We start from the raw sequence: 23,468 nt of genomic DNA, 5'->3' as shown, positions 1-23,468 counted from the left end.
ACGATTATCTTTAAGCTAAGGCTTATTGCAGCGCATCATGCGGGCGGTTTCGCAGACCACCCCTGAACGAGTCGTGGCAAATTGCGCCAGGGAAGCTATAGTTGTTTCTAGGCATCATGCAATATTGCAACTCAGCGTAAATGCAATGGAATCAATCGCTTACCATCAAAAATAGCTGACTCGTCAGTTATTTTGGATGTCATACGGCATCGACGCGGCAGCCCAGAATGGGCTAGCGCAAGCGAAGCTTAAGCTTTCTGCACTACAATAACGGATTACTCAAATACAAAACACGCTGTGTCGAACCTAGTCGAAATCCGTGATCTGCACTTTGCCTACGGGGAGCGTTCCGTCCTGTCGAACCTCCGTATGGACTTCCCACGCGGCAAGCTCGTGGCCGTCATGGGTGGCTCCGGCTGCGGCAAGACGACGGTCTTGCGCCTGATTGGCGGCCAGATCCGTCCGCAGCGTGGCGAAGTGCGTGTGGGCGGTGAGGCCGTGCACAAGCTCGACACAGACGGCCTGTACCGCCTGCGCCGCCGCATGGGCATGCTGTTCCAGTTCGGCGCGCTGTTTACCGACTTGTCGGTGTTCGACAACGTCGCCTTTCCGCTGCGTGAGCACACCGATTTGCCAGAAGAACTGATCCGCGACCTGGTGCTCATGAAACTCAATGCCGTCGGACTGCGCAATGCGCACCGTCTCAAGCCGGCCGAGATTTCGGGCGGCATGGCGCGTCGCGTCGCCGTTGCGCGCGCCGTCGCGCTCGATCCCGAGCTGATCATGTACGACGAGCCGTTTGCCGGCCTCGACCCTATTTCGATGGGTGTGACGGCTAATTTGATTCGTAACCTGAACGATGCGCTCGGTTCGACCTCGATCCTGGTGTCGCACGACGTGCACGAGTGCTTTGCGATCGCCGATTATATTTATTTCATGTCAGCCGGCAAGATCGTCGCTGAAGGCACCCCGGCCGAGTTGCGGGTTTCGGAAGATCCGTACGTGAAACAATTCGTGAATGCCGCGCCGGACGGCCCGGTGCCCTTCCATTACCCAGGCAAGTCGCTGGCCGACGACCTGGGCCTGGGGGCGCTCAAATGATCAGCCGCATCCTGGAAACCATTGGCCGCACCGCGCGCGAGAACATCGCCAGCGTTGGCTTCGCCACGCGCGCTTTCTTCAATCTGCTGGGCGTCACGCCCGGCGCCTTCCGGCGCCCGTCCCTGATTTCCGAGCAGGTGCACTTCATTGGCAATTATTCGCTGGTGATCATTATCGTGTCCGGACTGTTCGTCGGCATGGTGCTTGGCCTGCAGGGCTATTACACATTAAACCAGTACGGCGCCGAGCAGGCACTGGGCCAGGTAGTGGCGCTGGCGCTGGTGCGCGAACTCGGTCCGGTCGTGACCGCGCTGCTGTTTGCCGGCCGCGCTGGCACCTCGCTGACAGCGCAGATCGGCCTGATGAAGGCCGGTGAGCAATTGTCTGCGATGGAAATGATGGCCATTAATCCGGTTCAGCGCGTGCTGGCACCGCGTTTCTGGGGCGGTGTCATCGCCATGCCGATCCTGGCCACCGTGTTCTCGGCGGTCGGCGTGTTTGGCGGCTACCTGGTTGGCGTCCAGCTGATCGGGGTCGACGAAGGCGCGTTCTGGTCGCAGATGCAGGCCGGCGTGGATGTTCGTGCCGACGTCCTCAATGGCGTAATCAAAAGCTTTGTCTTCGGCGTGGCGGTCACGTTCACTGCGCTGTTCCAGGGATACCAGACCAAGCCAACCCCGGAAGACGTCTCGCGCGCTACCACGCGTACCGTCGTCATTGCGTCGTTGCTGGTCTGGGGGCTGGATTTCATCATGACCGCCTTGATGTTCAATAAGTAAATCAGCACCTAAGCAAACATCATCAAATAAGCAAGTTCATTAAGGTATTCGTATGCATCGCAAAACTATCGACGTCTGGGTTGGCCTGTTTGTCCTGCTGGGCCTGGTCTCGCTGCTGTTCCTGGCTCTCAAGGTAGGAAACATGAGCACGCTGTCGTTCAGCAAGACCTATGCCATCACTGGCAAGTTCGACAATATCGGCGGACTCAAGCCGCAGGCGCCCGTGAAAAGCGCCGGCGTGGTGGTTGGCCGTGTCGGAGAAATCACCTTCGACGGCACTACCTTCCAGGCGCTCGTGCGCCTCGAAATGGAGCCAGGATATAAATTCCCTAAAGACAGTTCGCTAAAGATCCTGACCGCCGGCCTATTGGGCGAGCAGTACATCGGCATCGAGCCGGGTGGAGCCACCGAGAACCTGGTCGACGGTGATCGCATCAACCGCACCCAGTCGGCGACAGTGCTCGAAGACTTAATTAATCAATTTATCTACAGCAAGGCCGCTGAAGGAAAGGAAAGTACTGAATGAAAAAAGTTCCAGTCTTGACCCACGGCCACATGCGCCTGGCCGCGGTGTGTGCCGCCGCCCTGGTGCTGTCGGGCTGCGCCACGCCGCAGAATCCGAAGGATCCGCTTGAGAAGTACAACCGCGCCGTCTTCACCCTTAACGATGCAATTGACCGCACTGTCCTGAAGCCGACCGCCACCGCCTACAAGAACACGCTGCCGAGCTTTGCGCAAACGGGCGTGAATAATTTCTTCGGTAATTTGTCCGACGCCTGGAGCGCGGTGAATAACCTGCTGCAAGGCAAAGGGCAAGCTGGCATGGGCGACGTTACCCGCGTTGCCCTCAACTCGACCTTTGGTATCCTGGGCCTGCTCGACATCGCCTCGGAAGCCGGCATCCAGAAGCACAACGAAGATTTCGGCCAGACCCTGGGTACCTGGGGCGTTCCAAGCGGTCCCTACTTGATGTTGCCATTATTGGGCCCATCTACGGTACGTGACACTGCGGCATTGCCGGCCGATATGGCTGGCGACCCGTGGGCGTACAAGGAACCGGTCAACTGGCGCAATGTCGGCAAGGCAGTCAATATCGTCGACCAGCGCGCTACGCTGCTGGACGCGACGAACCTGCTCGAAGAAGCCGCGTTCGACCGTTATGAATTCATCCGCGACGGTTACATGCAGCGCCGCCAGAGCCAGGTCTACGACGGCAACGTGCCACGCAAGGATCATGACGGCGCACCGGCAGCCGCTGCGGTGCCGGCGGACGCCGCCGCGACCGATGCGACGGCGCTCCCGTCACAAGTGCTTACACAACCGGTGTCATCCGATAAGCAGTAAGACGAGTTAACTGGGTATAGGCGCGCCGGCAACTTCGCACGGCGCGCACCCGACAACAAGGAAACCGACACATGAAACCAGTCATTCAACTGATTGCAGCCGCTACCGCCACTTTCGCTTTTGCCACCAGCGCCATCGCCGCCGAAGCACCGGACGTCCTGGTCAAGCGCATCAGCGCCAACGTGATCGATACCGTCAAGTCCGACAAAGACATTCAGGCAGGTAACCGTAGCAAGATCATGGACCTGGTCAATTCCAAGATCCTGCCGCACGTCGACACCGAAAAGATGACGCAGCAGGCGGCGGGCCGTTTCTGGCGCCAGGCCACCCCCGAGCAGAAAAAGGCACTGACCCAGGAATTCACCACCTTGCTGGTCTACACCTACTCGGGCGCGCTGTCGACCATCAAGAACGAAACAGTCGAATTCAAGCCGATGCGTGCCGAAGCCGGCGCTTCTGACGTCGAAGTGCGTTCGCAGGTCAACGTCGCGCGCGGCGAGCCGATCACGCTCAACTACCGCCTGGCCAATGGTCCACAGGGCTGGAAGATCTACGACATCAACGTGATGGGCGCATGGTTGGTCGAGACCTACAAGAGCACCTTTACCAGCGAGATCAACAAGGGCGGCATCGATGGCCTGATCAAGCGACTGGCCGAGCGCAACCAGCAGCTGGCATCCAAGCCGCTGAAAGCCTCGACGTAATGGCCGAAGCCAATCCGATGCTCACGCTCGATGCCTTGACCTTCGACAGCGCCCGCGGCGCCCTGGAGCAGGGCTGTGCGGCGATCGCGGCTGGCGAGACGCAGTTCGACCTGGGCGGCGTCAGCACGGCCGATTCGTCGGCCGTGGCGGTGCTGCTGGGCTGGCAGCGCCTGGCCAACAAGGCCGGACAACGCCTGACCTTTACCAACGTTCCCGTGAACGTGCAAAAGCTGGCTGCGCTCTATGGCGTGGACCAGTTGCTGCCGCAGTCCTGATGTTGCAGGGTGGCCGGCTTCGCCGGCCACCCTCAGTCCCCCCTGCTTCAAAATCCCCACCGACCTCTAGTATTTGCAATTTCCCCTATAATGGACCGTTTCCCCGCACGGTCCGGCGCGCTCGCGCCATCCTCCACAAGAATGACAGCGATCCAGATTAACAGCGTCGAGAAAAGCTACCAGGGCGTCCAGGCGCTCAAGGGCGTTTCCCTCAGCATCGAAGAGGGTGAGTTCTTTGGCTTGCTCGGTCCGAACGGCGCCGGCAAGACCACCTTGATTTCCACCATTGCGGGGCTGATCCGCCCGGACGTGGGCAGCGTCAAGATCCATGGCCATGACGTCGTCACCGACTTCCGTGAAGCGCGCAGGCGCCTGGGCGTGGTGCCGCAGGAGCTGGTGTTCGATCCCTTCTTTACCGTGCGCGAGACGCTGCGCCTGCAGTCGGGCTATTACGGGATCAAGAACAACGACGCCTGGATCGACGAAGTGATGCACAACCTCGACCTGACCAACAAGGCCGACGCCAACATGCGCGCCCTGTCGGGCGGCATGAAGCGGCGCGTGCTGGTGGCCCAGGCGCTGGTACACAAGCCGCCGGTGATCGTGCTCGACGAGCCGACCGCCGGCGTCGACGTCGAGCTGCGCCAGACGCTGTGGAAATTCATCGCGCGCCTGAACCGCGAAGGCCATACCGTCGTGCTCACTACGCACTATCTCGAAGAAGCGCAGGCCATGTGCCAGCGCGTGGCCATGCTCAAGCTTGGCCAGGTGGTGGCGCTGGACACCATGGCGGCACTGCTGCGCCGGGTGTCCGGCTCGCAGCTGGTGGTGCACCTGTCTGGCGGCGAGCTGCCGCCAGACTTGCGCCACCTGATCGCGCATGACGAGCACGACCAGAACAATGGCGGCGGCAACAAGTACACGCTGCGCGTGAATCATGTGAACGAAGTCGAACCGATCCTGGCGCGCCTGCGCACCAGTGGCGCCATCGTCGACGACATGCAGCTGGAGCAGGCCGACCTGGAAGACATCTTCTTGCAGGTGGTCGGAAGCACTCAGCCGGGAGGCCCGCAATGAAGCTGATCTCGGTGGGTTTCCGGACCCTGTTTTACAAGGAATCGCTGCGCTTCTGGAAAGTCGCAACCCAGACCGTGGCGGCACCGATCGTCACGGCCATGCTGTACCTCCTGATCTTCGGTCATGTGCTCGACGGCCGCGTCGAGATGCTCGATGGCGTGAGCTATACCGCCTTCCTGATCCCGGGCCTGGTGATGATGAGCGTGCTGCAGAATGCTTTTGCCAACTCGTCGTCGTCGCTGATCCAGTCCAAGCTCACTGGCAACCTGGTATTCATCCTGCTGCCGCCACTGTCGCATGCCGAGATCCTGTCGGCGTACGTTGCGGCCGCGGTATTGCGTGGGATCGTGGTGGGGTTTGGCGTGTTCGTCGTTACCGCCTGGTTTGCCGACCTGAGTTTCGTGGCGCCCTTGTGGATCGTCCTGTTTGCCTTTCTCGGCGCTGCCATCCTGGGCACGATGGGCGTGATCGCCGGTATCTGGGCCGAGAAGTTCGACCAGCTGGCCGCGTTCCAGAACTTCTTGATCATGCCCGCCACTTTCCTGGCCGGGGTGTTCTATTCGATTCAAAAACTGCCGCCGTTCTGGCTGGCGGTCTCGCATTTCAACCCGTTCTTTTATATGATTGACGGGTTCCGCTATGGATTCTTCGGCAAGTCCGACGTCTCACCCTGGATCAGCCTGGCCATCGTGTCGGTGTTCTTCGCGGTGCTGGCGGCCATTGCGGTCAATCTGCTCAAACGCGGCTACAAATTGCGCCACTAAGCGCGCTATCAAGAATCTACTGGAGTTAACGTGGCGACTACACCCGAACTGATCCACAGCTATATCAGCAATGGCCTCGATTGCACCCACCTGGAAGTCGATGGCGACGGCCAGCATTTCACCGCCGTGATCGTGTCGTCGGCATTTGCTGGCAAGCGCCCGATCCAGCGCCACCAGCTGGTCTATGCCGTGCTGGGTGACCGCATGCGTGAAGAGATCCATGCGCTGTCGATGAAGACGCTCACCCCTGAAGAGTACCGAGGCTAATCATGGACAAACTCCAGATCGTTGGCGGCAAGCGCCTGCAGGGCGATATCTCGATCTCGGGCGCCAAGAATGCGGCATTGCCGATCCTGTGCGCTGGCCTGCTCACTGCAGGCGACCTTGAACTGTCGAACGTACCGCGCCTGCATGATGTGCGCACCATTCTGAAACTGCTCGCGCAGACTGGCCTGAAGGTCACGCAGGACGACGAGCGCGTGACGCTCAATGGCGCCAGCATTACCTCGCTGGTGGCGCCGTACGAGCTGGTCAAGACCATGCGTGCCTCGATCCTGGTGCTGGGCCCCTTGCTGGCGCGCTTTGGCGAAGCCAAGGTCTCGCTGCCAGGCGGCTGCGCGATCGGCTCGCGCCCGGTCGACCAGCACATCAAGGGCCTGCGCCAGATGGGCGCCGAGATCACGATCGAGGGCGGCTACATCCATGCCAAGGCGCCAGGAAAGTTGAAGGGCGCGCGCATCCATACCGACATGATCACCGTCACCGGCACCGAGAACCTCTTGATGGCCGCCACCCTGGCCGAGGGCGAAACCGTGCTGGAAAACGCCGCGCGTGAGCCGGAAGTGACCGATCTGGCCAATTTGCTGGTGGCGATGGGCGCGAAGATCGAAGGCATCGGCACCGACCGCCTGGTGATCCAGGGCGTCGATGCGCTGCATGGCGCGCGCCACGCCGTGATCTCGGACCGCATCGAAGCGGCCACTTTCCTGTGCGCGGTCGCGGCAACCGGCGGCGACATTTTGTTGCGCAATACCCGCACCGACACCTTCGACGTGGCGCTCGACAAGCTGCGCGAGATCGGTTTGCAGCTGACGATCCAGGGCGACACCATCCGTGCCCGCATGGACGCGCGCCCGCAACCGGTATCTTTCCGCACCACCGAATATCCTGGCTTCCCGACCGACATGCAGGCCCAGTTCATGGCGGTGAACACCCTCGCTGCGGGTTCGAGCAAGGTCACCGAGACCATTTTTGAAAACCGCTTCATGCATGTGCAGGAGATGAACCGCCTCGGCGCGCAGATCTCCACCGAAGGCAACACCGCCATCATCAATGGTGTCGAGCGCCTGGTCGGCGCACCGGTAATGGCGACCGACCTGCGCGCGTCTGCCTCGCTGGTCATTGCCGGCATGGCCGCCGAGGGAACCACCCTGATCGACCGCATCTATCACCTCGACCGCGGCTACGACCGCATGGAAGTGAAACTGTCGGCGGTGGGCGCCGATATCGTGCGTATCAAGGAAAGCAAGTGAAAGCGACGCAAGCCACATGACTAGCATGAGCAAAACCGGAGAGCCCGGACTGATCCTGGCGCTTTCCAAGGGCCGCATCTTCGAGGACACCCTGCCGCTGCTGGCGGCGGCCGGCATCACCGTTCTTGAGAATCCCGAAACCTCGCGCAAGCTGATCTTGCCGACCAACGACCCGGGTGTGCGGGTACTGATCGTGCGCGCCAGCGATGTGCCGACCTATGTCCAGCATGGCGCCGCCGATTTCGGCGTAGCCGGCAAGGACGTGCTGCTCGAGCATGGCGGCGAGGGCCTGTACCAGCCGATCGACCTGCGCATTGCCAGCTGCCGCATGTCGGTCGCTGTCAACGCCGGCTTCGACTACGAAACCGCGGTACGCCAGGGCGCGCGCCTGCGCGTGGCAACCAAGTTCGTCAACACCGCGCGCGAGCACTTCGCCAGCAAGGGCGTGCACGTCGACCTGATCAAGTTGTACGGCTCGATGGAACTGGCGCCGCTGGTGGGCCTGTCCGATGCCATCGTCGACGTGGTCTCGACCGGCGGCACCCTGCGCGCCAACAACCTGGTCGAAGTCGAAAAGATCATGGACATCTCGTCGCGCCTGGTGGTCAACCAGGCCGCGCTCAAGCTCAAGCGCGAGCGCCTGCAGCCGATTCTCGATGCGTTCCAGCGCGCTTCCCAACCAAGCTAAGGATATTCCGATGGCAGTACAGATGCGCAAGCTCGATTCTTCCGCACCCGACTTCAAGAAGACGCTCGACGCCTTGCTGGCGTTCGAGTCCGAAACCGACGATGCCATCGAGTCCAGCGTCGCGAAGATCCTGGCGGACGTCAAGCGGCGCGGTGACGACGCCGTGCTTGAGTACACCAACCAGTTCGACCGCATCCCGGATGGCGGCGCCACCTCGATGGCGGCCTTCGACGTCCAGCAATCCGAACTCGATGCGGCCCTGAACGCACTGCCCGATGCCCAGCGCCAGGCCCTGCAGGTTGCCGCGCAGCGCATCCGGGTGTTCCACGAGCGCCAGAAGCAGGAGCTCAACGGCTTCTCTTTCACCGAGCCTGACGGCACCGTGCTGGGCCAGCGCGTCACGCCCCTGGATCGGGTCGGCATCTATGTCCCGGGCGGCAAGGCCGCCTATCCGTCGTCGGTGCTGATGAACGCGATTCCGGCGCAGGTGGCGGGCGTGCAGGAAATCGTCATGGTGGTGCCGACCCCCGACGGCGTGAAAAACCAGATGGTGCTGGCAGCTGCCGCGATCGCCGGTGTTACCCGCGTGATCACCATCGGCGGCGCGCAGGCGGTCGGCGCGCTAGCCTACGGCACCGCCACCATCCCGGCGGTGGACAAGATCGTCGGTCCGGGCAATGCCTATGTGGCGGCCGCCAAGCGCCGCGTGTTCGGCACCGTCGGCATCGACATGATCGCCGGCCCGTCGGAAATCCTGGTGCTGTGCGATGGCAGCACCGACCCCGACTGGGTGGCGATGGACCTGTTCTCGCAGGCCGAGCACGACGAGCTGGCGCAGGCCATCTTGCTGTGCCCCGACGCCGACTATATCGCGCAGGTCGAGGCCAGCATCCACAAGCTGCTGCCGACCATGCCGCGCGCGCAGACCATCACCACCTCGCTGGGCGAGCGCGGCGCACTGGTGAAGGTGCGCGACATGGAAGAGGCCTGCGAGATTGCCAATGCCATCGCCGCCGAACACCTCGAGATATCGGCCGAAGACCCCTTGCACTGGGCCGACCGGATCCGCCACGCCGGCGCGATGTTCCTGGGGCGCTTCTCGTCCGAATCGCTGGGCGACTATTGCTGCGGCCCGAACCACGTGCTGCCGACCTCGCGCACCGCGCGCTTCTCGTCGCCGCTGGGTGTCTACGATTTCCAGAAACGCTCGTCGATCATCCAGGTGAGCGAGCAGGGCGCCCAGACCCTTGGCAAGATCGCGGCCGAACTGGCCTATGGCGAGGGCTTGCAGGCGCACGCCCGCAGTGCAGAGTTGAGAATCAAGTCATGAGCGACTGGGTCGACCAGGTATTTTGCGAAGATGCGCTGCTTGGTATGGCGCGCATCCCGAACGGGTCCATCGACCTGATCCTGACCGACCCGCCCTACAATCTCGGCAAGGACTACGGCAACGCTTCCGACCAGCAAAGCGTCGAGGCTTACCTGGCCTGGACCGAGCAGTGGATCGACGCCGCACTGCCCAAGCTCAAGCCCAACGGCAGCCTGTATATTTTTCTCACCTGGCGCTTCGCGCCAGAGATCTTCGTCATGCTGAAAAAGCGCATGACGATGATGAACGAGATCATCTGGGACCGCCGCGTGCCCTCAATGGGTGGCAGCGTGCGCAGTTTCAGTTCGGTGCACGACACGATCGGCCTGTTCGTCAATCGCAAGGACTATTACTTCGACCTCGATGCCGTGCGCATTCCGTATGATGCCCAGACCAAGAAAGCGCGCTCGCGCTCGATCTTCATTGGCGCCAAATGGCTTGAAATCGGCTACAACCCGAAAGACGTGTGGAGCGTGTCGCGCCTGCACCGCGAGCACCCGGAGCGTGCCGACCACCCGACCCAGAAGCCGGTCGAGATCATCGAACGCATGGTGAAGGCGTCGTGCCCGCCGGGCGGCATCGTGCTCGATCCCTTCATGGGCAGTGGTACCACGGCGATCGCCGCGCGCCAGGCCGGGCGCCACTTTACCGGCTTCGAACTCAATCCGGCGTATTGCGAGATCATCCAGGAGCGGCTGGCCGCCCCCGAGGTGCCGCTGGCAGGAAAGATCAACAAAAAACGCAAGAGCGCCGCCAAGCGCGCGCTCGCAGACGAGGAAACCGCATGACTTCGAGTAAGGACGCGATCGCCAAGCTGATCGAGAACACCATCCGTGACGACATCCGCGCCGTCGCCAGCTACCATGTGCCCGATGCCAGCGGCTACATCAAGCTCGACGCGATGGAGAACCCGTACCAGCTGCCCGAATCGCTGCGCGCCGAACTCGGCCAGCGCCTGGCCGATGCCGCGCTCAACCGCTACCCGGTGAGCTATCCGACGCTCAAAGCCAAGATCTGCGCCAGCCTCGGCGTGCCTGCCGGTTACGATGTGATGCTTGGCAACGGCTCGGATGAGCTGATTTCGCTGATGGCCGCCGCCGTCGCGCGCCAGGGCCGTGGCGGCGACGCCCGGCGCGCCGTCGTGATGGCGCCGACTCCGGCGTTCGTGATGTTCTCGCGCGCGGCCCAGTTTGCCGGCGCGGACTTCGTCGGCGTGCCGGTCAAGGCCGATTTTTCGCTCGACCTGGAGGCCATGCTGGCCGCGATCGAGCAGCACCGTCCGGCGCTGGTATTTTTGGCTTACCCGAACAACCCGACCGGCAACCTGTTCGACGCCGGCCACATGGAGGCCATCATCCGCGCACTGGGCGAGACCGGCATCGCGGTGGTCGACGAAGCCTACCAGCCCTTCGCCCGCACCAGCTTCATGGACCGGCTGCCGGCCTTCCCGAACCTGGTGGTGATGCGCACCCTGTCCAAGCTGGGTTTGGCCGGCATCCGCCTCGGCTACCTGTCGGGCGATGCGGCCCTGCTGGAGCAGTTCGAGAAGTTGCGCCCGCCCTATAACGTCAGCGTGCTGACCCAGGTGGCTGCCGAATTCGCGCTCGAGCACCTCGACGTGCTCGACGCCCAGGCCGATTTGCTGAACCAGGAGCGCACGCGCCTGGCCGCCGAACTGGCGGCGCTGGCCGGGGTCGAAGTGTTTCCATCTGCGGCGAATTTCATCTCGCTGCGCGTGCCCGATGCTGACAAGACCTGTTCAGAACTGCGCACCAGGAAGGTACTGATCAAGAATTTGAGTAAAATGGACAAGTTGTTGGCTAACTGCATTCGCGTTACGGTCAGCACACCCGAAGAAAACACCGCACTCTTGAACGCGCTGAAAGCGTCCCTTTAAAAAACGGCTGCCTTAATACAGGCAACCTGGAAGAGCACCCAGCAATGAACCGCACTGCCGACATCACGCGCAACACCAACGAGACGCAGATTCGCGTCGCGATCAATCTCGACGGCACCGGCCGCCAAAAGCTCAATACCGGCGTCCCTTTCCTTGACCACATGCTCGACCAGATCGCGCGCCACGGCATGTTCGACCTCGAAGTCGAAGCCGTCGGCGACCTGCATATCGATGCCCACCATACCGTCGAGGATACCGGCATCACGCTCGGCATGGCGGTGGCCAAGGCTGTGGGCGACAAGAAGGGCATGACCCGGTATGGCCATTCCTATGTGCCGCTGGACGAAGCCTTGTCGCGCGTGGTCATCGATTTTTCGGGCCGCCCGGGCCTGGAAATGCACATCCCCTGGACGCGCGCCATGATCGGTACCTTCGATGTCGACCTGACCGGCGAATTCTTCCGCGGTTTCGTGAACCACGCCGGCGTGACCCTGCACATCGACAACCTGCGCGGCGTGAATGCGCACCACCAGTGCGAAACCGTGTTCAAGGCATTCGGGCGCGCGCTGCGCATGGCCACCACGCTCGATGAACGCGCGGCCGGCATTATCCCGTCGACCAAGGGCAGCCTGTAAGCATCGACTATGACGAACAAAATTGTGGTGGTCGATGGCCTAGGTAACCTGCGTTCTGTGGCGCAGGCGCTGCGCACGGCCGCGCCCGAAGCCGATATCGTGGTGTCGAACCAGGCCGCGGACATCGATGCGGCCGACCGCATCGTGCTGCCGGGTCAGGGTGCAATGCGCGACTGCATGCGCAGCCTGCGCGAATCCGGCGCCGAAGAAGCGCTGCTACGCGCAATCAAATCGCGACCGGTAATGGGCGTATGCGTCGGCGAGCAGATGCTGTTCGACGAAAGCGAAGAAAACGACGGCACGCCGGGCCTGGGCCTACTGCCAGGCAAGGTGGTGCGCTTCCAGCTCGATGGCAAGCTGCAGGCCGACGGTTCGCGCTTCAAGGTGCCGCAGATGGGCTGGAACCGCGTGCGCCAGACCCGGGCCCACCCGCTCTGGGACGGCGTCGAGGACGGCAGCTATTTCTACTTCGTGCACAGCTATTACGCGGCCCCCGACGACGCAAGCGACACCATCGGCGAAGCCGACTACGGCGGTATGTACACCTGCGCCGTGGCGCGCGACAACCTGGTCGCGACCCAGTTCCACCCTGAAAAAAGCGCGGCCGCCGGCCTGCGCCTGTACCGCAATTTCGTCCACTGGGCTCCTTGATTTTTCCTTCCACCTACCGACAATCACCATGCTGCTGATCCCCGCCATCGACCTGAAAGACGGTCACTGCGTTCGCCTGAAACAGGGCGACATGGAACTCGCCACCGTGTTCTCCGAAGATCCCGCCGACATGGCCCTGCATTGGCTCAAGCAGGGCGCGCGCCGCCTGCACCTGGTCGACCTGAACGGCGCCTTCGCCGGCAAGCCGAAAAACGAAGGGGCGGTCAAGGCCATCCTGAAGGTGGTGCAGGAATACGCCGAAGAACACGGCATCGACGAAATCCCGGTCCAGCTGGGCGGCGGCATCCGCGACCTCGACACCATCGAGCGCTACCTGGACGACGGCATCAGCTACATCATCGTCGGCACCGCTGCGGTGAAAAATCCGGGCTTCCTGCACGACGCCTGTGGCGCCTTCCCGGGCCAGATCATCGTTGGCCTGGACGCGCGCGACGGCAAGGTCGCCACCGACGGCTGGAGCAAGATGTCGGGCCACGAAGTCATCGACCTGGCCAAGAAATTCGAAGGCTATGGCGTGGAGTCGATCGTCTACACCGATATCGGCCGCGACGGCATGATGGGCGGCGTCAATATCGATGCCACCGTCAAGCTGGCCCAGGCCGTGCGCATCCCGATCATCGCCTCGGGCGGCGTGCACGTGCTGGCCGACGTCGAGGCGCTGTGCGCGGTGCAGGACGAAGGCATCGAAGGCGTGATCTGCGGGCGTTCGATCTACGAAGGCACGCTCGACCTGGCATCGGCGCAGGAACGCGCCGACGCACTCACCGAGGGCACCCAGGCCTAAGCTCTATGCTCGCAAAACGCATCATCCCCTGCCTCGACGTCACCGGCGGCCGTGTCGTAAAAGGCGTCAATTTCACCGAGCTGCGCGATGCCGGCGACCCGGTCGAGATCGCGCGCCGCTACGATGGGCAAGGCGCCGACGAACTCACCTTTCTCGACATCACCGCCTCGAGCGACGGTCGCGACTTGATCCTGCCGATCATCGAAGCGGTCGCCTCGACCGTGTTCATTCCGCTTACCGTCGGTGGCGGCGTGCGCAAGGTTGAAGACGTGCGCCGCCTGCTCAATGCCGGCGCCGACAAGGTGTCGATGAACACTTCGGCCGTGACCAACCCCCAGCTGGTTTTCGAGGCTTCGCAAAAGCACGGTTCGCAATGCATCGTGGTGGCGATCGACGCCAAGCAGGTCGCACCAGGCAAGTGGCAAGTATTCACCCACGGCGGCCGCAATGCGACCGGGCTCGATGCGGTCGAATGGGCGCGCAAGATGGAAGCGCTGGGGGCCGGCGAACTGCTGCTCACTTCGATGGACCGTGACGGCACCAAGGTCGGTTTCGACCTGGGCCTGACACGCGCGGTGTCCGATGCGGTCGGCATTTCCGTGATTGCCTCGGGTGGCGTGGGCGGCCTGCAAGACTTGGCCGACGGCATCCTGGAAGGTCATGCCGACGCGGTGCTGGCAGCCAGTATCTTCCATTACGGTCAGCACACGGTTGGCGAAGCCAAGCGCTACATGTTCGATCGTGGCATTTCGATGCGGCTGGAATGAACATGGCGCACAAATGGCTTAACAAGGTGCGCTGGGACGAGAACGGCCTGGTGCCCGTGATCGCGCAAGAAGCGGCGACCGGCGACATCTTGATGTTCGCCTGGATGAACCGCGACGCGCTCGCAAAGACAGTGGAGCTGGGGCAGGCCGTCTACTGGAGCCGCTCGCGCAAGAAGCTGTGGCACAAGGGCGAAGAGTCCGGCCACACGCAGCGGGTGGTGGAAATGCGCCTCGATTGCGACGAAGACGTGGTGCTGCTCAAGATCGAGCAGGCGGGAGGCATCGCCTGCCATACCGGGCGCCATTCCTGCTTTTACCAGCAGTTCGACGGCGAAGACTGGCAGGCGGTGGATCCGGTATTGCAAGATCCAGACACTATTTACTCTAAGAAACCCTCATGAGCGACATTCTGGCCCGCGTGGCGGCCGTGATCGAATCGCGCAAGCCCGGCAATGGCGGCGACCCTGCAGTTTCCTATGTCGCCAAGCTGTTCAGCAAGGGTGACGATGCGATCCTGAAAAAAATCGGCGAGGAAGCCACCGAGACCGTGATGGCCGCCAAGGACGCGCGGGTCTCGGGCGACGCCGCCAAGGTGCTGTACGAGACCGCCGACCTGTGGTTCCACACGATGGTGCTGCTGGCCCAGTTCGGCTTGACCCCCCAGCAGGTCATCGACGAACTCGGGCGCCGCGAAGGCGTCTCGGGCATCGATGAAAAAGCGTCCCGGCCGGTTCAGTAAGCGCGTCCCTTCCCTTGCCAGACGCGTAACCGGTGTCATAATCGGTTTTTCGCGGCCATATTCTTATCGTGGCGCACTGGTACGATGCAAAGGTTCCTAATGGAACGCGCTCAAGCAATCTGGAGACAAGATGGACAACTGCATTTTCTGCAAGATCGTCGATAAACAGATACCGGCGAATATCGTCTACGAAGACGACGAAGTGCTGGCGTTCAAGGACATCAACCCGGCTGCCCCGGTACACCTGCTGATCATCCCCAAGCAGCACGTGGCCACGCTGTCCGATTGCAGCGCCGAGCATGCGACGGTGCTGGGCAAGATGCTGGCGCTGGCGCCGCAGCTGGCGCAAGAGCATGGCATTGCCGTAACGAATAACGGCAATGGCGAGCGCAGCGGTGGCTTCAAGACGCTCATCAATACCGGACCGGATGGCGGGCAAGAGGTCTATCATCTGCACATGCATGTTTATGGTGGCAAGCGCCCCTGGCGCGGCCTCGGTACCTGACAGCTTGCCATCGCGGCAGGCGATCAAGTTTTAATGGGGGCAAGACGCTTCCGCATGGCGTATACTCAAAACATACGCTTTCCGATTTACAGGCGCGTGCGCCTTGCTAGGAGATAAACATGGGTTCAATGAGTATTTGGCACTGGGTCATCGTACTGGTCGTCGTGATGTTGATTTTCGGCACCAAAAAGATCGGCAGTATCGGTGGCGACCTCGGCAAGGCGGTCAAGGGCTTCAAGGATGGCGTGAAGGGTGACGAAGACAAGGCCAATGCCGAGGCTGGCGCTCCTGGCACCACGACCACCACCACCACGCAACAGGTCGCCGACAAGTCCACGATCGATGTGGAAACCCGCGAAAAGACCCGTCATTAATCGCCGGGCATGATCGATCTCGGACTGTCGAAAATCGCGATCATCGGCGTTGTCGCCCTGATCGTCATCGGCCCTGAAAAGCTGCCGAAGGTGGCGCGCATGGCCGGCACGCTGTATGGCCGCGCCCAGCGCTACCTGCACGACGTAAAATCCGAAGTCAGCCGAGAAATCGAACTCGACGAGCTACGCAACCTGCACAAAGAAGTGCACGAAAGCGCGCAATCGTTCAAGGACGACTTCCAGCATTCGGTTTCCAGCCAAGTCGACGAGGTCGAGGCACTATGGGACGGACGCGAGGCGACCTCGGCGCACTCCGGTTCTTCTTCGTCGTCGTTCCTCAGCACGAGCGATATCGAACGCAAGGCGCGCGACTTCCGCCGCAAGAAGCTCGTGCGCACATCAAGCGTGCCGACCTGGTACAAGCACCGCAACGGCGGCAAGACCCATGTGCTGTCGGGCGCGGCGCGCGTGCGCAAGTTCCGCCCAAGCTCCAGCAAATCCAAGAGTTCGTTTTTCTAAATGACCGAAGAAGCCGCAGGCGAAGACACCTTCATTTCCCACCTTGTCGAACTGCGTGACCGCCTGGTCAAGGCGTCGATCGGGATTGCCATTGCCTGCGCGGCGCTGTTCTTCTGGCCGGGACCCTCGCAGGTCTACGACCTGCTGGCCGCGCCGATGGTCGCCTCGCTGCCCGCCGGTTCCACCATGATCGCCACCGGCGTGATCTCGCCCTTCCTGGTGCCGATGAAGGTCACGCTGCTGCTGGCCTTTATCATTGCGCTGCCCTGGGTGTTCTACCAGCTGTGGGCATTCGTCGCGCCCGGCCTGTATGCGCACGAAAAACGCCTGGTGCTGCCGCTGGTGATCTCGTCGTCGCTGCTGTTCATTGGCGGCGTCGCCTTCTGTTATTTCTTTGTCTTTGGCCGGGTGTTCCAGTTCATCGGCGAGTTCGCGCCCAAATCCATCGCCGTGACACCCGACATCGAGAACTACCTCGACTTTGTCATGTCGATGTGCCTGGCCTTCGGGGCTACCTTCGAAGTGCCGGTGGTGGTGGTGATCCTGGTGCGCATGGGAATCGTCAGCATTGCCAAGCTCAAGGAAATCCGTTCGTACGTGATCGTTGGCGCCTTTGTGATCGCCGCCATCGTGACGCCACCGGACGTGGTCAGCCAGCTGGCGCTGGCCATCCCGATGTGCCTGCTCTATGAGCTGGGCATCCTGGTCGCACCGATGTTCGCCCGCATTACCCGCGCGCCGCAGGATGCCTGAACCCAGATCCCCGCCCGCATGGTGATGACGGGCGGGGACTGGCGCCATTGCTGGCGCTATCGTTACGGGCAATTTCCGATCACGTAATACCCGCTCGAGGTCTGCGCCAGCGTCGAGCTGTAGTAGGTGTTGTACAAGCCCATGTTCTGGTTCGACCCGTTGGCCAGCGCATAGCCGCCGCTGTTATGCGCGCGTCCTGCCGTCACGTGCGCGTAGTTGCTGGCAGTGGTCGTGGTGCACACGAAACCGGACGTGGTCGATCCGGCGACGCTGGCAGATTTCGCACTTTCCACGCCGCCGTTACCGAGTGCCGATACCTGGTAGGTGTAGCTGGTCGAGGCCACCAGGCCACCGTCGGTATAGCCGGTAACCGTCAGCGCGGCGCCGTTGACCTTGGCGCCGTTGCGGTAGACGTTGTAGCCGATGGCGCCGCTGGAAGCGTTCCACGATAGCGCGATGCTGCTGGCGGTGCGGGCACCGATCGTCAGCCCGGCCGGAGGCTGCAGCGCCGGCGCGCTGCCGACCAGGAACTGCGAGATCGCGCAGGTACCCGAAGTCAGCCCGGTCGTGTTGTTGCTGGCAGTGACAGACCCCGAGTAATAGCCATCCGCGCGCGATGCATAGGCCTTGCTGAAGCTGGCCCCGCTGCCGGCTGCGCTATCGTTGACCGGGGTCGGGCCATTGAGCACCACGTGGTAGCTGCCGATGGCGCCTGCAGCGTCGCTCGCCGCACCGGTGACCGTGACCGTCGATCCCGAGACACTGGCGCTGCACGAGTTCATTGCGGGCGGCGCCGCCTGCGCCGCGCGCAGGTTGTTCTTGAACCAGAAGTCCATGACAAAAGCCGGGTAATTGACCTTGGTGGCGTCGACGTAATTGCTGTTTTGGCCACCGGTGCCCGCCGGCCACGCGTGGGCCATGCCAGTGACCACGATTTCCGAGGTGCGCAGCTTGCCGTTGGCGTCTTTATAGGGCACATTGCTGCCGCCAGTCGGCACGCTGGTGGTGCTGCCCTTGGTGTAGGTGCCGCCATACACCTGGCGCATCGCAGCCGCGTTCAGCGGGCCATAGGCCTGGCCCACCACGTAGTCGTTGGTGCCCCAGATGACGCTCGCGACCTGGGTCTGGAACTGGCTGGCATTCGTGCCTGCCCACGCCGTGCAGCTGTTGGCCACACTGGTCGATGTCGTGCCCGCCGGAACCGATGAAATCTGCGAGCTCGATACCGTCGGCGACGGGCCGGCGTTGATGCCGATCCCGGCGAAGATGTCCGGCGCCACGCAGCCCATCACCATCGTCTTGGCGCCGCCCGAGGACAGGCCAGTGACATACACCTGCTTGGGGTCGATCGCATATTGCGGATTGCTGACGAAGCGGTTGATCAGGTCCAGCAGCACCGCATTGTGGCCGTAGCTGCGGCTGCGGTTGGTAGCGGCCCAGTCCCAGCAGTGCGCGCCATACAGGTTGCCAGTCGCATTTGGCGCCAGGATGACGGCGCCGTACTGGTCGGCTGCCGCTTTCCAGTTATAGCCGGCGTCGCCGGTTCCCTGGATCACGTCGTTGGCCGCGGTCTGGGCGCAGCCGTGCAGTACCAGTACCAGCGCGCGTTTTCCGGCCAATGTGGGGGCGCTCGAGGGCCAGTAGTAATAGCCGGTGAGGGCGCCGCCGTTGGTGGTATCGGTGGCCCAGGTCTGGTTCGCGCTCCAGGTACCGGGTCCGGCCTGAAGTTGTGCCGATGCCGGCGCGGCGAGCGCCATGCAGGCGGCCGCGGCCGCCACCTGTTTGAGAAGGAATGCCATTGAAGTCTCCGTTCTGTTCGTTGCAAGCACTGCAGGACCGGAAATGGCAGGTGCGAGATGGCTGCGCCCGTTCGTGACCGGCAATCGGTGAAACAAGAGCGAAAGGCGGCCGGTGTGCTAAGACGACGGCGAAGGAAGGAAGTTCATGGGGGGATGTCTCCAGCTTGTGGTTGTTGTGAGCGCTCGCGTTAGCGCGAGTCCACTACCATTCTAGACCCGAAGAAAGTGCGCACAAGCAGGCGTGCGAGCACGATGCTTGTGCGCATTTGCACAGCAATGCGCTTGTGCAATATCAACACATTATCACCGCATCAATCCGACCTCGCAGGCGAGGTCAGCTGGCGCTGGCTCAACCCTGGACGAGTCGGGTCAGATAATGCCCATAAGCACTGTGGCGTAGTGGATGCGCCAGGCGTAGAAGTTGTTCGGCGTCGATATAGCCCTGGTTGAATGCGATCTCTTCCGGGCAGCAGATTTTCAAGCCCTGCCGCTTTTCTATGGTGGCGATAAACTGCCCCGCTTCAAGCAGCGAGTCCGGCGTGCCGGTATCGAGCCATGCCGTTCCACGGCCCATCCGCTCGACCTGCAATTGCTGACGGCGCAGGTACTCCCGGTTGACGTCGGTGATTTCCAGTTCGCCACGCGGCGACGGACGGATAGCGGCGGCGATGTCACAGACAGTGTTATCGTAAAAGTACAGGCCGGTGACCGCAAAGTTGGACTTGGGATGTTCCGGCTTTTCTTCGATACTCACGGCGCGGCGCTCGGCGTCGAATTCAACAACACCATAGCGTTGAGGATCTTGCACGTGGTACGCAAACACGGTGGCGCCCTGCTGGCGCGCGTTCGCGGCCGTTAGTTTTGCCTGCAGGTCGGTGCCATAGAAAATATTATCGCCAAGCACCAGCGCGCAGGGAGCGTTGCCCACGAACTCGCGGCCGATTAAAAACGCCTGCGCCAGTCCCTCGGGCGCAGGCTGCATCGCATAGCTCAGGTTTAATCCCCATTGCTGGCCGTCTCCCAGTAGTTCCTGGAAGCGGGGCAGGTCGTGGGGCGTGGAAATGATCAGCATGTCGCGCAGTCCGGCCAGCATCATGGTACTAAGCGGGTAATAGATCAGCGGCTTGTCGTAGACAGGAAGCAGCTGCTTGGACACGGTGGCCGTGACCGGATAGAGTCTGGTGCCCGAACCGCCGGCCAGCAGGATGCCCTTGCGCTGGGTGGCAAGCGTCATGTGCGGTTCTCCAGTGCGCGGCCCGCGTAGTTCTGGTCCAGCCAGTCCAGGTAAGCGCCGGATTGCACCCGGGCCACCCACTCGCTATTGTCGAGATACCAGTGGACCGTCTTGCGAATGCCGGTCTCGAACGTGTCTGCCGGTTTCCAGCCGAGCTCGCGCTCGATCCTGGTGGCGTCGATCGCATAGCGGCGATCGTGGCCAGGGCGATCGGCAACAAAAGCGATTTGCTCGCGATAACTGCCCGATGCACGTGGCGCCAGCTGGTCGAGCATGTCGCACAGCGTATGCACGACCGCGAGATTGGTTTTTTCGTTGCGGCCGCCCACGTTATAGGTCGCGCCGGCCCGGCCCCGCGCCAGGACCGTACGGATCGCCGAACAATGGTCGCCCACATACAGCCAGTCGCGGATTTGCTGGCCGTCACCGTAGACGGGAATCGGCTTGCCTGCCAGGGCATTGGCAATGACCAGCGGAATCAGCTTTTCAGGAAAATGATAAGGACCGTAGTTGTTGGAACAATTTGTCGTCAGGGTCGGCAAGCCATAGGTATGGTGGTAAGAGCGCACCAGGTGGTCCGACGCCGCCTTGCTCGCGGCGTAGGGACTATTGGGCTGGTAAGCGGTCGTCTCCGCAAAGGCCGGATCGTCGCGCTCCAGCGTTCCGTAGACTTCGTCGGTCGACATGTGAATGAAGCGAAACTGCGCGCGTGCGGCGCCGGACAGGCCGGCCCAATAGGCGCGCGCCGCCTCGAGCATCGTGAAGGTTCCGTTGATATTGGTATGGATAAAGGCCGCGGGTGCGTGAATCGACCGGTCGACGTGGCTTTCTGCCGCAGTATGGACAATGGCGCGCGGCTGGTGACGCGCCAGCAGCGTGGACACGAGCTGCTGGTCGCAGATATCGCCCTTCACAAAAACATGGCGCGGATCGTCCTGCAGGCACTGCAGGTTGTCCAGGTTTCCGGCATAAGTGAGCTTGTCGAGGTTGACAATCGGCTCGTCGGAACCGGCAAGCCAATCCAGGACAAAATTCGAACCAATGAATCCTGCGCCACCGGTTACTAGAATCATCGTAAGGCCTTACGCATTGGTTTTACAGGGAACCCGGCATGCTCGATGAAACGGTCGCAGGGCGATCGTTACTGCATCAGTTCCGAAATCATCTTGACCGGCGCATTGCCGTAGCTGAGGAACTGGTCGTGGAACTCCTTCAGGTTGAAGCGCTCGCCCAGTTGCTGCTTGCGGCGTTCGCGCAGTTCCATGATCTGCTCGTAGCCGCTGTAGTAGCTGGTCAGCTGCACCGATGTCAGCGTCACGCGGCGCCACTTCTCGTCGGCTTCCTGGCGGGTCTGGAAAGCCTGGCGCACCAGCAAGTCGATCGCCTCTGGCTGCTGCATGCCCAGCACGTGCACGCTGTAGTCGAGGATGGTGTTGGTGACGCTGCGCAGGTTCCACTTCGAGTACATCAGCCACATCTCGGGCGCGTTGTCGCCATAGCCGTTCTCCAGCATCATGCGCTCGCCGTAGACGGCCCAGCCTTCGACCATGGCGCCGTTACCGAACAGCGACTTGACCAGCGAGGGCGAACGATTGGCATGGACCAGCTGCGCATAATGGCCGGGGATGGCTTCGTGGATGTTCAGGATCTGCAGGATCCATTCGTTGTACTCGCGCAGGCTGCTCTCGGCCTGCTGCGGGCTCAGGCCATCGAGCGGAGTGACGTTGTAATACGTCTTGTCTTTGGGGCGATAGGGACCCGGCGCATCGATGCTGGCGCCGGCCACCCCGCGCTGGTACATCGGCGTTTCGCGCACTTCCAGCGGCTTGTCGGCATCCAGGGTCAGCAAGTCGCGCTCGGTGACGAACTTGTGCAGCAGCGGAATCTGGCGGCGAATCTCGGGCAAGAAGTTCTCGCGCGCGACGTGGCGGGCCGAGAGCTTGTCGATCAACATGCCGATCTTCTGGAAGCGCTCGCGCGGCTTGTTCACGCCAGCCATGTAGCGTGGCCAGAGTTCGTCCGAGATCGTGTCCATCCGGGTGAGCAGCTCCTCGCGGGTGGCGAGCGCCTTGCGGAAGGTCTGCTCGGCGCTGCTCGACGAGGCGATCTCGAGCGCGAACTTCTGCTCGTACAGGCTCTTGCCGGCGCGGAAAGGACGCGGCGTGGTGGCACCGGTCGTCATGCGCTTGTCCTGCGTAATCAAGAAATCCACATAACCCAGCACCGCGCTGCCGGCGTTTGCCACGCGCCGCGCGAACAGGGCTTTTTCCTGGGCAGTCAGGATCGATTCCTGGGCCGCCTTGCCCAGGTCGGCCAGCACCGCCAGGGTTCCCGGCGCCTGGCCGATGGCAAGCTGGGTGTGTTCGCGGGTCGGGTTGACGATCGATGCCTGCGCCGCATCGTAATAGGCCGGCACATTGGCCAGGCGCTTGAGGATGGTGCGCAGGCGCTGCGGCTTGGCCGCATAGTCGGTATTGAGGATCAGGTCGAGCGGCTGGGCGATATTGTGCATCGAGGGATTCCACTCGTGCTCGCGCCAGGTGCTCAGGTGCCAGCGGTCCTTGTCGAGCTTGTTCACCAGCAGGGCCAGGTCGGTGCGCTGGCGCGGCGAGAGCTGGCGCACGTCCAATTTGCCGAACTTCTCGCGCCATTCGGTGGCGAAGGCAAATTTGCGGGCGCGGGTGGCGGCGTCGGGAAGGGTCAGGTTGGCGGCATGATCGAACTTGCCGACATAGATGCCGCCTTCCGGATCGAGCCGCCACAGCGCGGTCACGTACTGCATGCTCATGGTGTCGAAGCGGCGGTCCAGGCGTTTTTCAGACGTGGCGGCACCCGGGGCGGCCGCTGCCGCTACCGGCGCGGCCGCCGCCGCCGCCATGGCGGCCTTCTTGACAGGCGCCTTCTTGCGCTTGTCGGACGCTGTCGACTTGACCACCTTGCCGGCTTTCGCCTTGCCCTTGGAGGGCTTGGTGGTCTTGGCACTGACGGGCGTCAGTGCGAAACTCGCCAGCAGCACAGCCAGCGCGATTTTCGTTTTCATCATTCTGTTCGAACCCTGCAAAAATATAAAGCCAGGCGTCGTTTGCGCGGCAAGCGCAAAGCGGGGCGCAAGAAGAGTAGCACCATTCAGGCCGCTTGCGCACCGCTGAAACATTCC

Annotated in this window: 28 protein-coding genes; 24 read left to right on the top strand and 4 right to left on the bottom strand. The window is 62.3% G+C overall.

Features of this window, described 5'->3' with window-relative positions:
* Positions 1 to 297: 297 nt before the first annotated feature.
* From NRS07_RS00500 to tatC, 24 genes are all read left to right on the top strand, one after another.
* The gene (locus NRS07_RS00500) at positions 298 to 1,101 is read left to right on the top strand and encodes an ABC transporter ATP-binding protein (protein ID WP_259209949.1); all 804 of its coding nucleotides are present in this window, start codon (positions 298 to 300) and stop codon (positions 1,099 to 1,101) included.
* Positions 1,098 to 1,880 (top strand): lipid asymmetry maintenance ABC transporter permease subunit MlaE, encoded by a 783-nt coding sequence (mlaE, locus tag NRS07_RS00495; protein ID WP_259209948.1) that lies wholly within the window; start codon positions 1,098 to 1,100, stop codon positions 1,878 to 1,880. Before NRS07_RS00500 ends, mlaE begins: the two co-directional genes overlap by 4 nt.
* 52 nt (positions 1,881 to 1,932) lie before the next feature.
* On the top strand, positions 1,933 to 2,406 hold the full coding sequence (mlaD, locus tag NRS07_RS00490; protein WP_259209946.1) for an outer membrane lipid asymmetry maintenance protein MlaD: 474 nt from the start codon (positions 1,933 to 1,935) through the stop codon (positions 2,404 to 2,406).
* Positions 2,403 to 3,224, top strand: a complete 822-nt coding sequence (locus NRS07_RS00485; protein WP_259209944.1) for a VacJ family lipoprotein — start codon at positions 2,403 to 2,405, stop codon at positions 3,222 to 3,224. The genes mlaD and NRS07_RS00485 overlap by 4 nt, the downstream gene beginning before the upstream one ends.
* Before the next feature lie 71 nt (positions 3,225 to 3,295).
* Entirely contained in the window at positions 3,296 to 3,928 is a 633-nt protein-coding gene (locus NRS07_RS00480; RefSeq protein WP_259209943.1) for a phospholipid-binding protein MlaC, read from the top strand.
* On the top strand, positions 3,928 to 4,203 hold the full coding sequence (locus tag NRS07_RS00475) for a lipid asymmetry maintenance protein MlaB (RefSeq protein WP_259209941.1): 276 nt from the start codon (positions 3,928 to 3,930) through the stop codon (positions 4,201 to 4,203). Before NRS07_RS00480 ends, NRS07_RS00475 begins: the two co-directional genes overlap by 1 nt.
* A gap of 141 nt (positions 4,204 to 4,344) precedes the next feature.
* A complete protein-coding gene (locus NRS07_RS00470) occupies positions 4,345 to 5,280 on the top strand; it encodes an ABC transporter ATP-binding protein (RefSeq protein ID WP_259209938.1) in 936 nt (311 codons plus the stop codon).
* Positions 5,277 to 6,044, top strand: a complete 768-nt coding sequence (locus NRS07_RS00465; protein WP_259209937.1) for an ABC transporter permease — start codon at positions 5,277 to 5,279, stop codon at positions 6,042 to 6,044. The genes NRS07_RS00470 and NRS07_RS00465 overlap by 4 nt, the downstream gene beginning before the upstream one ends.
* Before the next feature lie 30 nt (positions 6,045 to 6,074).
* Entirely contained in the window at positions 6,075 to 6,311 is a 237-nt protein-coding gene (locus NRS07_RS00460; protein ID WP_259209935.1) for a BolA family protein, read from the top strand.
* A 2-nt stretch (positions 6,312 to 6,313) separates the two neighbouring features.
* The gene (gene murA / locus NRS07_RS00455) at positions 6,314 to 7,576 is read left to right on the top strand and encodes a UDP-N-acetylglucosamine 1-carboxyvinyltransferase (RefSeq protein WP_259209933.1); all 1,263 of its coding nucleotides are present in this window, start codon (positions 6,314 to 6,316) and stop codon (positions 7,574 to 7,576) included.
* Between the two features lie 25 nt (positions 7,577 to 7,601).
* Positions 7,602 to 8,264, top strand: coding sequence for an ATP phosphoribosyltransferase (gene hisG / locus NRS07_RS00450; protein WP_259209931.1), 663 nt, complete (start codon positions 7,602 to 7,604; stop codon positions 8,262 to 8,264).
* Between the two features lie 10 nt (positions 8,265 to 8,274).
* Positions 8,275 to 9,594 (top strand): histidinol dehydrogenase, encoded by a 1,320-nt coding sequence (hisD, locus tag NRS07_RS00445; protein ID WP_259209929.1) that lies wholly within the window; start codon positions 8,275 to 8,277, stop codon positions 9,592 to 9,594.
* Positions 9,591 to 10,421, top strand: coding sequence for a site-specific DNA-methyltransferase (locus NRS07_RS00440; protein WP_259209926.1), 831 nt, complete (start codon positions 9,591 to 9,593; stop codon positions 10,419 to 10,421). Before hisD ends, NRS07_RS00440 begins: the two co-directional genes overlap by 4 nt.
* Positions 10,418 to 11,530 (top strand): histidinol-phosphate transaminase, encoded by a 1,113-nt coding sequence (hisC, locus tag NRS07_RS00435; protein ID WP_259209924.1) that lies wholly within the window; start codon positions 10,418 to 10,420, stop codon positions 11,528 to 11,530. Before NRS07_RS00440 ends, hisC begins: the two co-directional genes overlap by 4 nt.
* 44 nt (positions 11,531 to 11,574) lie before the next feature.
* Complete coding sequence (gene hisB / locus NRS07_RS00430; RefSeq protein WP_259209921.1) at positions 11,575 to 12,165, top strand: imidazoleglycerol-phosphate dehydratase HisB; 591 nt, start codon at positions 11,575 to 11,577, stop codon at positions 12,163 to 12,165.
* 9 nt (positions 12,166 to 12,174) lie between these two features.
* Complete coding sequence (hisH, locus tag NRS07_RS00425) at positions 12,175 to 12,816, top strand: imidazole glycerol phosphate synthase subunit HisH (RefSeq protein WP_259209918.1); 642 nt, start codon at positions 12,175 to 12,177, stop codon at positions 12,814 to 12,816.
* A gap of 28 nt (positions 12,817 to 12,844) precedes the next feature.
* The gene (hisA, locus tag NRS07_RS00420) at positions 12,845 to 13,621 is read left to right on the top strand and encodes a 1-(5-phosphoribosyl)-5-[(5-phosphoribosylamino)methylideneamino]imidazole-4-carboxamide isomerase (protein ID WP_259209916.1); all 777 of its coding nucleotides are present in this window, start codon (positions 12,845 to 12,847) and stop codon (positions 13,619 to 13,621) included.
* Positions 13,622 to 13,626: 5 nt separating this feature from the next.
* A complete protein-coding gene (gene hisF, locus NRS07_RS00415) occupies positions 13,627 to 14,388 on the top strand; it encodes an imidazole glycerol phosphate synthase subunit HisF (RefSeq protein ID WP_259209914.1) in 762 nt (253 codons plus the stop codon).
* Positions 14,385 to 14,789 carry a phosphoribosyl-AMP cyclohydrolase gene (hisI, locus tag NRS07_RS00410; protein ID WP_259209913.1) on the top strand — a complete coding sequence of 135 codons (405 nt, stop codon included), beginning with the start codon at positions 14,385 to 14,387 and terminating at the stop codon, positions 14,787 to 14,789. Before hisF ends, hisI begins: the two co-directional genes overlap by 4 nt.
* A complete protein-coding gene (locus tag NRS07_RS00405) occupies positions 14,786 to 15,127 on the top strand; it encodes a phosphoribosyl-ATP diphosphatase (protein WP_259209911.1) in 342 nt (113 codons plus the stop codon). The genes hisI and NRS07_RS00405 overlap by 4 nt, the downstream gene beginning before the upstream one ends.
* A 130-nt stretch (positions 15,128 to 15,257) precedes the next feature.
* Positions 15,258 to 15,632 (top strand): histidine triad nucleotide-binding protein, encoded by a 375-nt coding sequence (locus tag NRS07_RS00400; RefSeq protein ID WP_259209908.1) that lies wholly within the window; start codon positions 15,258 to 15,260, stop codon positions 15,630 to 15,632.
* Between the two features lie 119 nt (positions 15,633 to 15,751).
* Positions 15,752 to 16,006, top strand: a complete 255-nt coding sequence (gene tatA / locus NRS07_RS00395) for a Sec-independent protein translocase subunit TatA (RefSeq protein WP_259209906.1) — start codon at positions 15,752 to 15,754, stop codon at positions 16,004 to 16,006.
* 9 nt (positions 16,007 to 16,015) lie between these two features.
* Positions 16,016 to 16,525, top strand: coding sequence for a Sec-independent protein translocase protein TatB (gene tatB, locus NRS07_RS00390; protein ID WP_259209904.1), 510 nt, complete (start codon positions 16,016 to 16,018; stop codon positions 16,523 to 16,525).
* The gene (gene tatC, locus NRS07_RS00385; RefSeq protein ID WP_259209903.1) at positions 16,526 to 17,278 is read left to right on the top strand and encodes a twin-arginine translocase subunit TatC; all 753 of its coding nucleotides are present in this window, start codon (positions 16,526 to 16,528) and stop codon (positions 17,276 to 17,278) included.
* A gap of 62 nt (positions 17,279 to 17,340) precedes the next feature.
* On the opposite strand, the gene NRS07_RS00380 is transcribed toward tatC, so the two are convergent.
* The 4 genes from NRS07_RS00380 to NRS07_RS00365 all read right to left on the bottom strand — a co-directional run bounded on the left by NRS07_RS00380 (position 17,341) and on the right by NRS07_RS00365 (position 23,354).
* Positions 17,341 to 19,077 (bottom strand): PHB depolymerase family esterase, encoded by a 1,737-nt coding sequence (locus NRS07_RS00380; RefSeq protein WP_259209901.1) that lies wholly within the window; start codon positions 19,075 to 19,077, stop codon positions 17,341 to 17,343.
* Positions 19,078 to 19,426: 349 nt separating this feature from the next.
* Positions 19,427 to 20,311, bottom strand: a complete 885-nt coding sequence (gene rfbA, locus NRS07_RS00375; RefSeq protein WP_259209900.1) for a glucose-1-phosphate thymidylyltransferase RfbA — start codon at positions 20,309 to 20,311, stop codon at positions 19,427 to 19,429.
* On the bottom strand, positions 20,308 to 21,384 hold the full coding sequence (gene rfbB / locus NRS07_RS00370) for a dTDP-glucose 4,6-dehydratase (RefSeq protein WP_259209899.1): 1,077 nt from the start codon (positions 21,382 to 21,384) through the stop codon (positions 20,308 to 20,310). Before rfbB ends, rfbA begins: the two co-directional genes overlap by 4 nt.
* Before the next feature lie 68 nt (positions 21,385 to 21,452).
* Complete coding sequence (locus NRS07_RS00365) at positions 21,453 to 23,354, bottom strand: DUF885 domain-containing protein (protein WP_259209898.1); 1,902 nt, start codon at positions 23,352 to 23,354, stop codon at positions 21,453 to 21,455.
* Between the last annotated feature and the right edge of the window lie 114 nt (positions 23,355 to 23,468).

This window comes from Massilia sp. H6, from assembly GCF_024802625.1.
Classification (GTDB): Bacteria; Pseudomonadota; Gammaproteobacteria; order Burkholderiales; family Burkholderiaceae_D; genus Telluria.
This window is presented reverse-complemented; position numbering and strand designations above follow the sequence as displayed.

Bases quoted from the DNA above. Each gene is read 5' to 3' on its own strand.
- rfbB (WP_259209899.1), bottom strand. From the start codon at position 21,384: ATGATTCTAGTAACCGGTGGCGCAGGATTCATTGGTTCGAATTTTGTC.
- tatB (WP_259209904.1), top strand. From the start codon at position 16,016: ATGATCGATCTCGGACTGTCGAAAATCGCGATCATCGGCGTTGTCGCC.
- NRS07_RS00475 (WP_259209941.1), top strand. From the start codon at position 3,928: ATGGCCGAAGCCAATCCGATGCTCACGCTCGATGCCTTGACCTTCGAC.
- NRS07_RS00440 (WP_259209926.1), top strand. From the start codon at position 9,591: ATGAGCGACTGGGTCGACCAGGTATTTTGCGAAGATGCGCTGCTTGGT.
- hisG (WP_259209931.1), top strand. From the start codon at position 7,602: ATGAGCAAAACCGGAGAGCCCGGACTGATCCTGGCGCTTTCCAAGGGC.
- hisD (WP_259209929.1), top strand. From the start codon at position 8,275: ATGGCAGTACAGATGCGCAAGCTCGATTCTTCCGCACCCGACTTCAAG.
- hisF (WP_259209914.1), top strand. From the start codon at position 13,627: ATGCTCGCAAAACGCATCATCCCCTGCCTCGACGTCACCGGCGGCCGT.
- mlaD (WP_259209946.1), top strand. From the start codon at position 1,933: ATGCATCGCAAAACTATCGACGTCTGGGTTGGCCTGTTTGTCCTGCTG.
- hisA (WP_259209916.1), top strand. From the start codon at position 12,845: ATGCTGCTGATCCCCGCCATCGACCTGAAAGACGGTCACTGCGTTCGC.
- hisI (WP_259209913.1), top strand. From the start codon at position 14,385: ATGAACATGGCGCACAAATGGCTTAACAAGGTGCGCTGGGACGAGAAC.
- NRS07_RS00480 (WP_259209943.1), top strand. From the start codon at position 3,296: ATGAAACCAGTCATTCAACTGATTGCAGCCGCTACCGCCACTTTCGCT.
- murA (WP_259209933.1), top strand. From the start codon at position 6,314: ATGGACAAACTCCAGATCGTTGGCGGCAAGCGCCTGCAGGGCGATATC.
- tatC (WP_259209903.1), top strand. From the start codon at position 16,526: ATGACCGAAGAAGCCGCAGGCGAAGACACCTTCATTTCCCACCTTGTC.
- NRS07_RS00470 (WP_259209938.1), top strand. From the start codon at position 4,345: ATGACAGCGATCCAGATTAACAGCGTCGAGAAAAGCTACCAGGGCGTC.
- NRS07_RS00365 (WP_259209898.1), bottom strand. From the start codon at position 23,354: ATGATGAAAACGAAAATCGCGCTGGCTGTGCTGCTGGCGAGTTTCGCA.
- NRS07_RS00405 (WP_259209911.1), top strand. From the start codon at position 14,786: ATGAGCGACATTCTGGCCCGCGTGGCGGCCGTGATCGAATCGCGCAAG.
- NRS07_RS00400 (WP_259209908.1), top strand. From the start codon at position 15,258: ATGGACAACTGCATTTTCTGCAAGATCGTCGATAAACAGATACCGGCG.
- rfbA (WP_259209900.1), bottom strand. From the start codon at position 20,311: ATGACGCTTGCCACCCAGCGCAAGGGCATCCTGCTGGCCGGCGGTTCG.
- NRS07_RS00465 (WP_259209937.1), top strand. From the start codon at position 5,277: ATGAAGCTGATCTCGGTGGGTTTCCGGACCCTGTTTTACAAGGAATCG.
- tatA (WP_259209906.1), top strand. From the start codon at position 15,752: ATGGGTTCAATGAGTATTTGGCACTGGGTCATCGTACTGGTCGTCGTG.
- hisB (WP_259209921.1), top strand. From the start codon at position 11,575: ATGAACCGCACTGCCGACATCACGCGCAACACCAACGAGACGCAGATT.
- NRS07_RS00380 (WP_259209901.1), bottom strand. From the start codon at position 19,077: ATGGCATTCCTTCTCAAACAGGTGGCGGCCGCGGCCGCCTGCATGGCG.
- hisH (WP_259209918.1), top strand. From the start codon at position 12,175: ATGACGAACAAAATTGTGGTGGTCGATGGCCTAGGTAACCTGCGTTCT.
- NRS07_RS00485 (WP_259209944.1), top strand. From the start codon at position 2,403: ATGAAAAAAGTTCCAGTCTTGACCCACGGCCACATGCGCCTGGCCGCG.
- hisC (WP_259209924.1), top strand. From the start codon at position 10,418: ATGACTTCGAGTAAGGACGCGATCGCCAAGCTGATCGAGAACACCATC.
- mlaE (WP_259209948.1), top strand. From the start codon at position 1,098: ATGATCAGCCGCATCCTGGAAACCATTGGCCGCACCGCGCGCGAGAAC.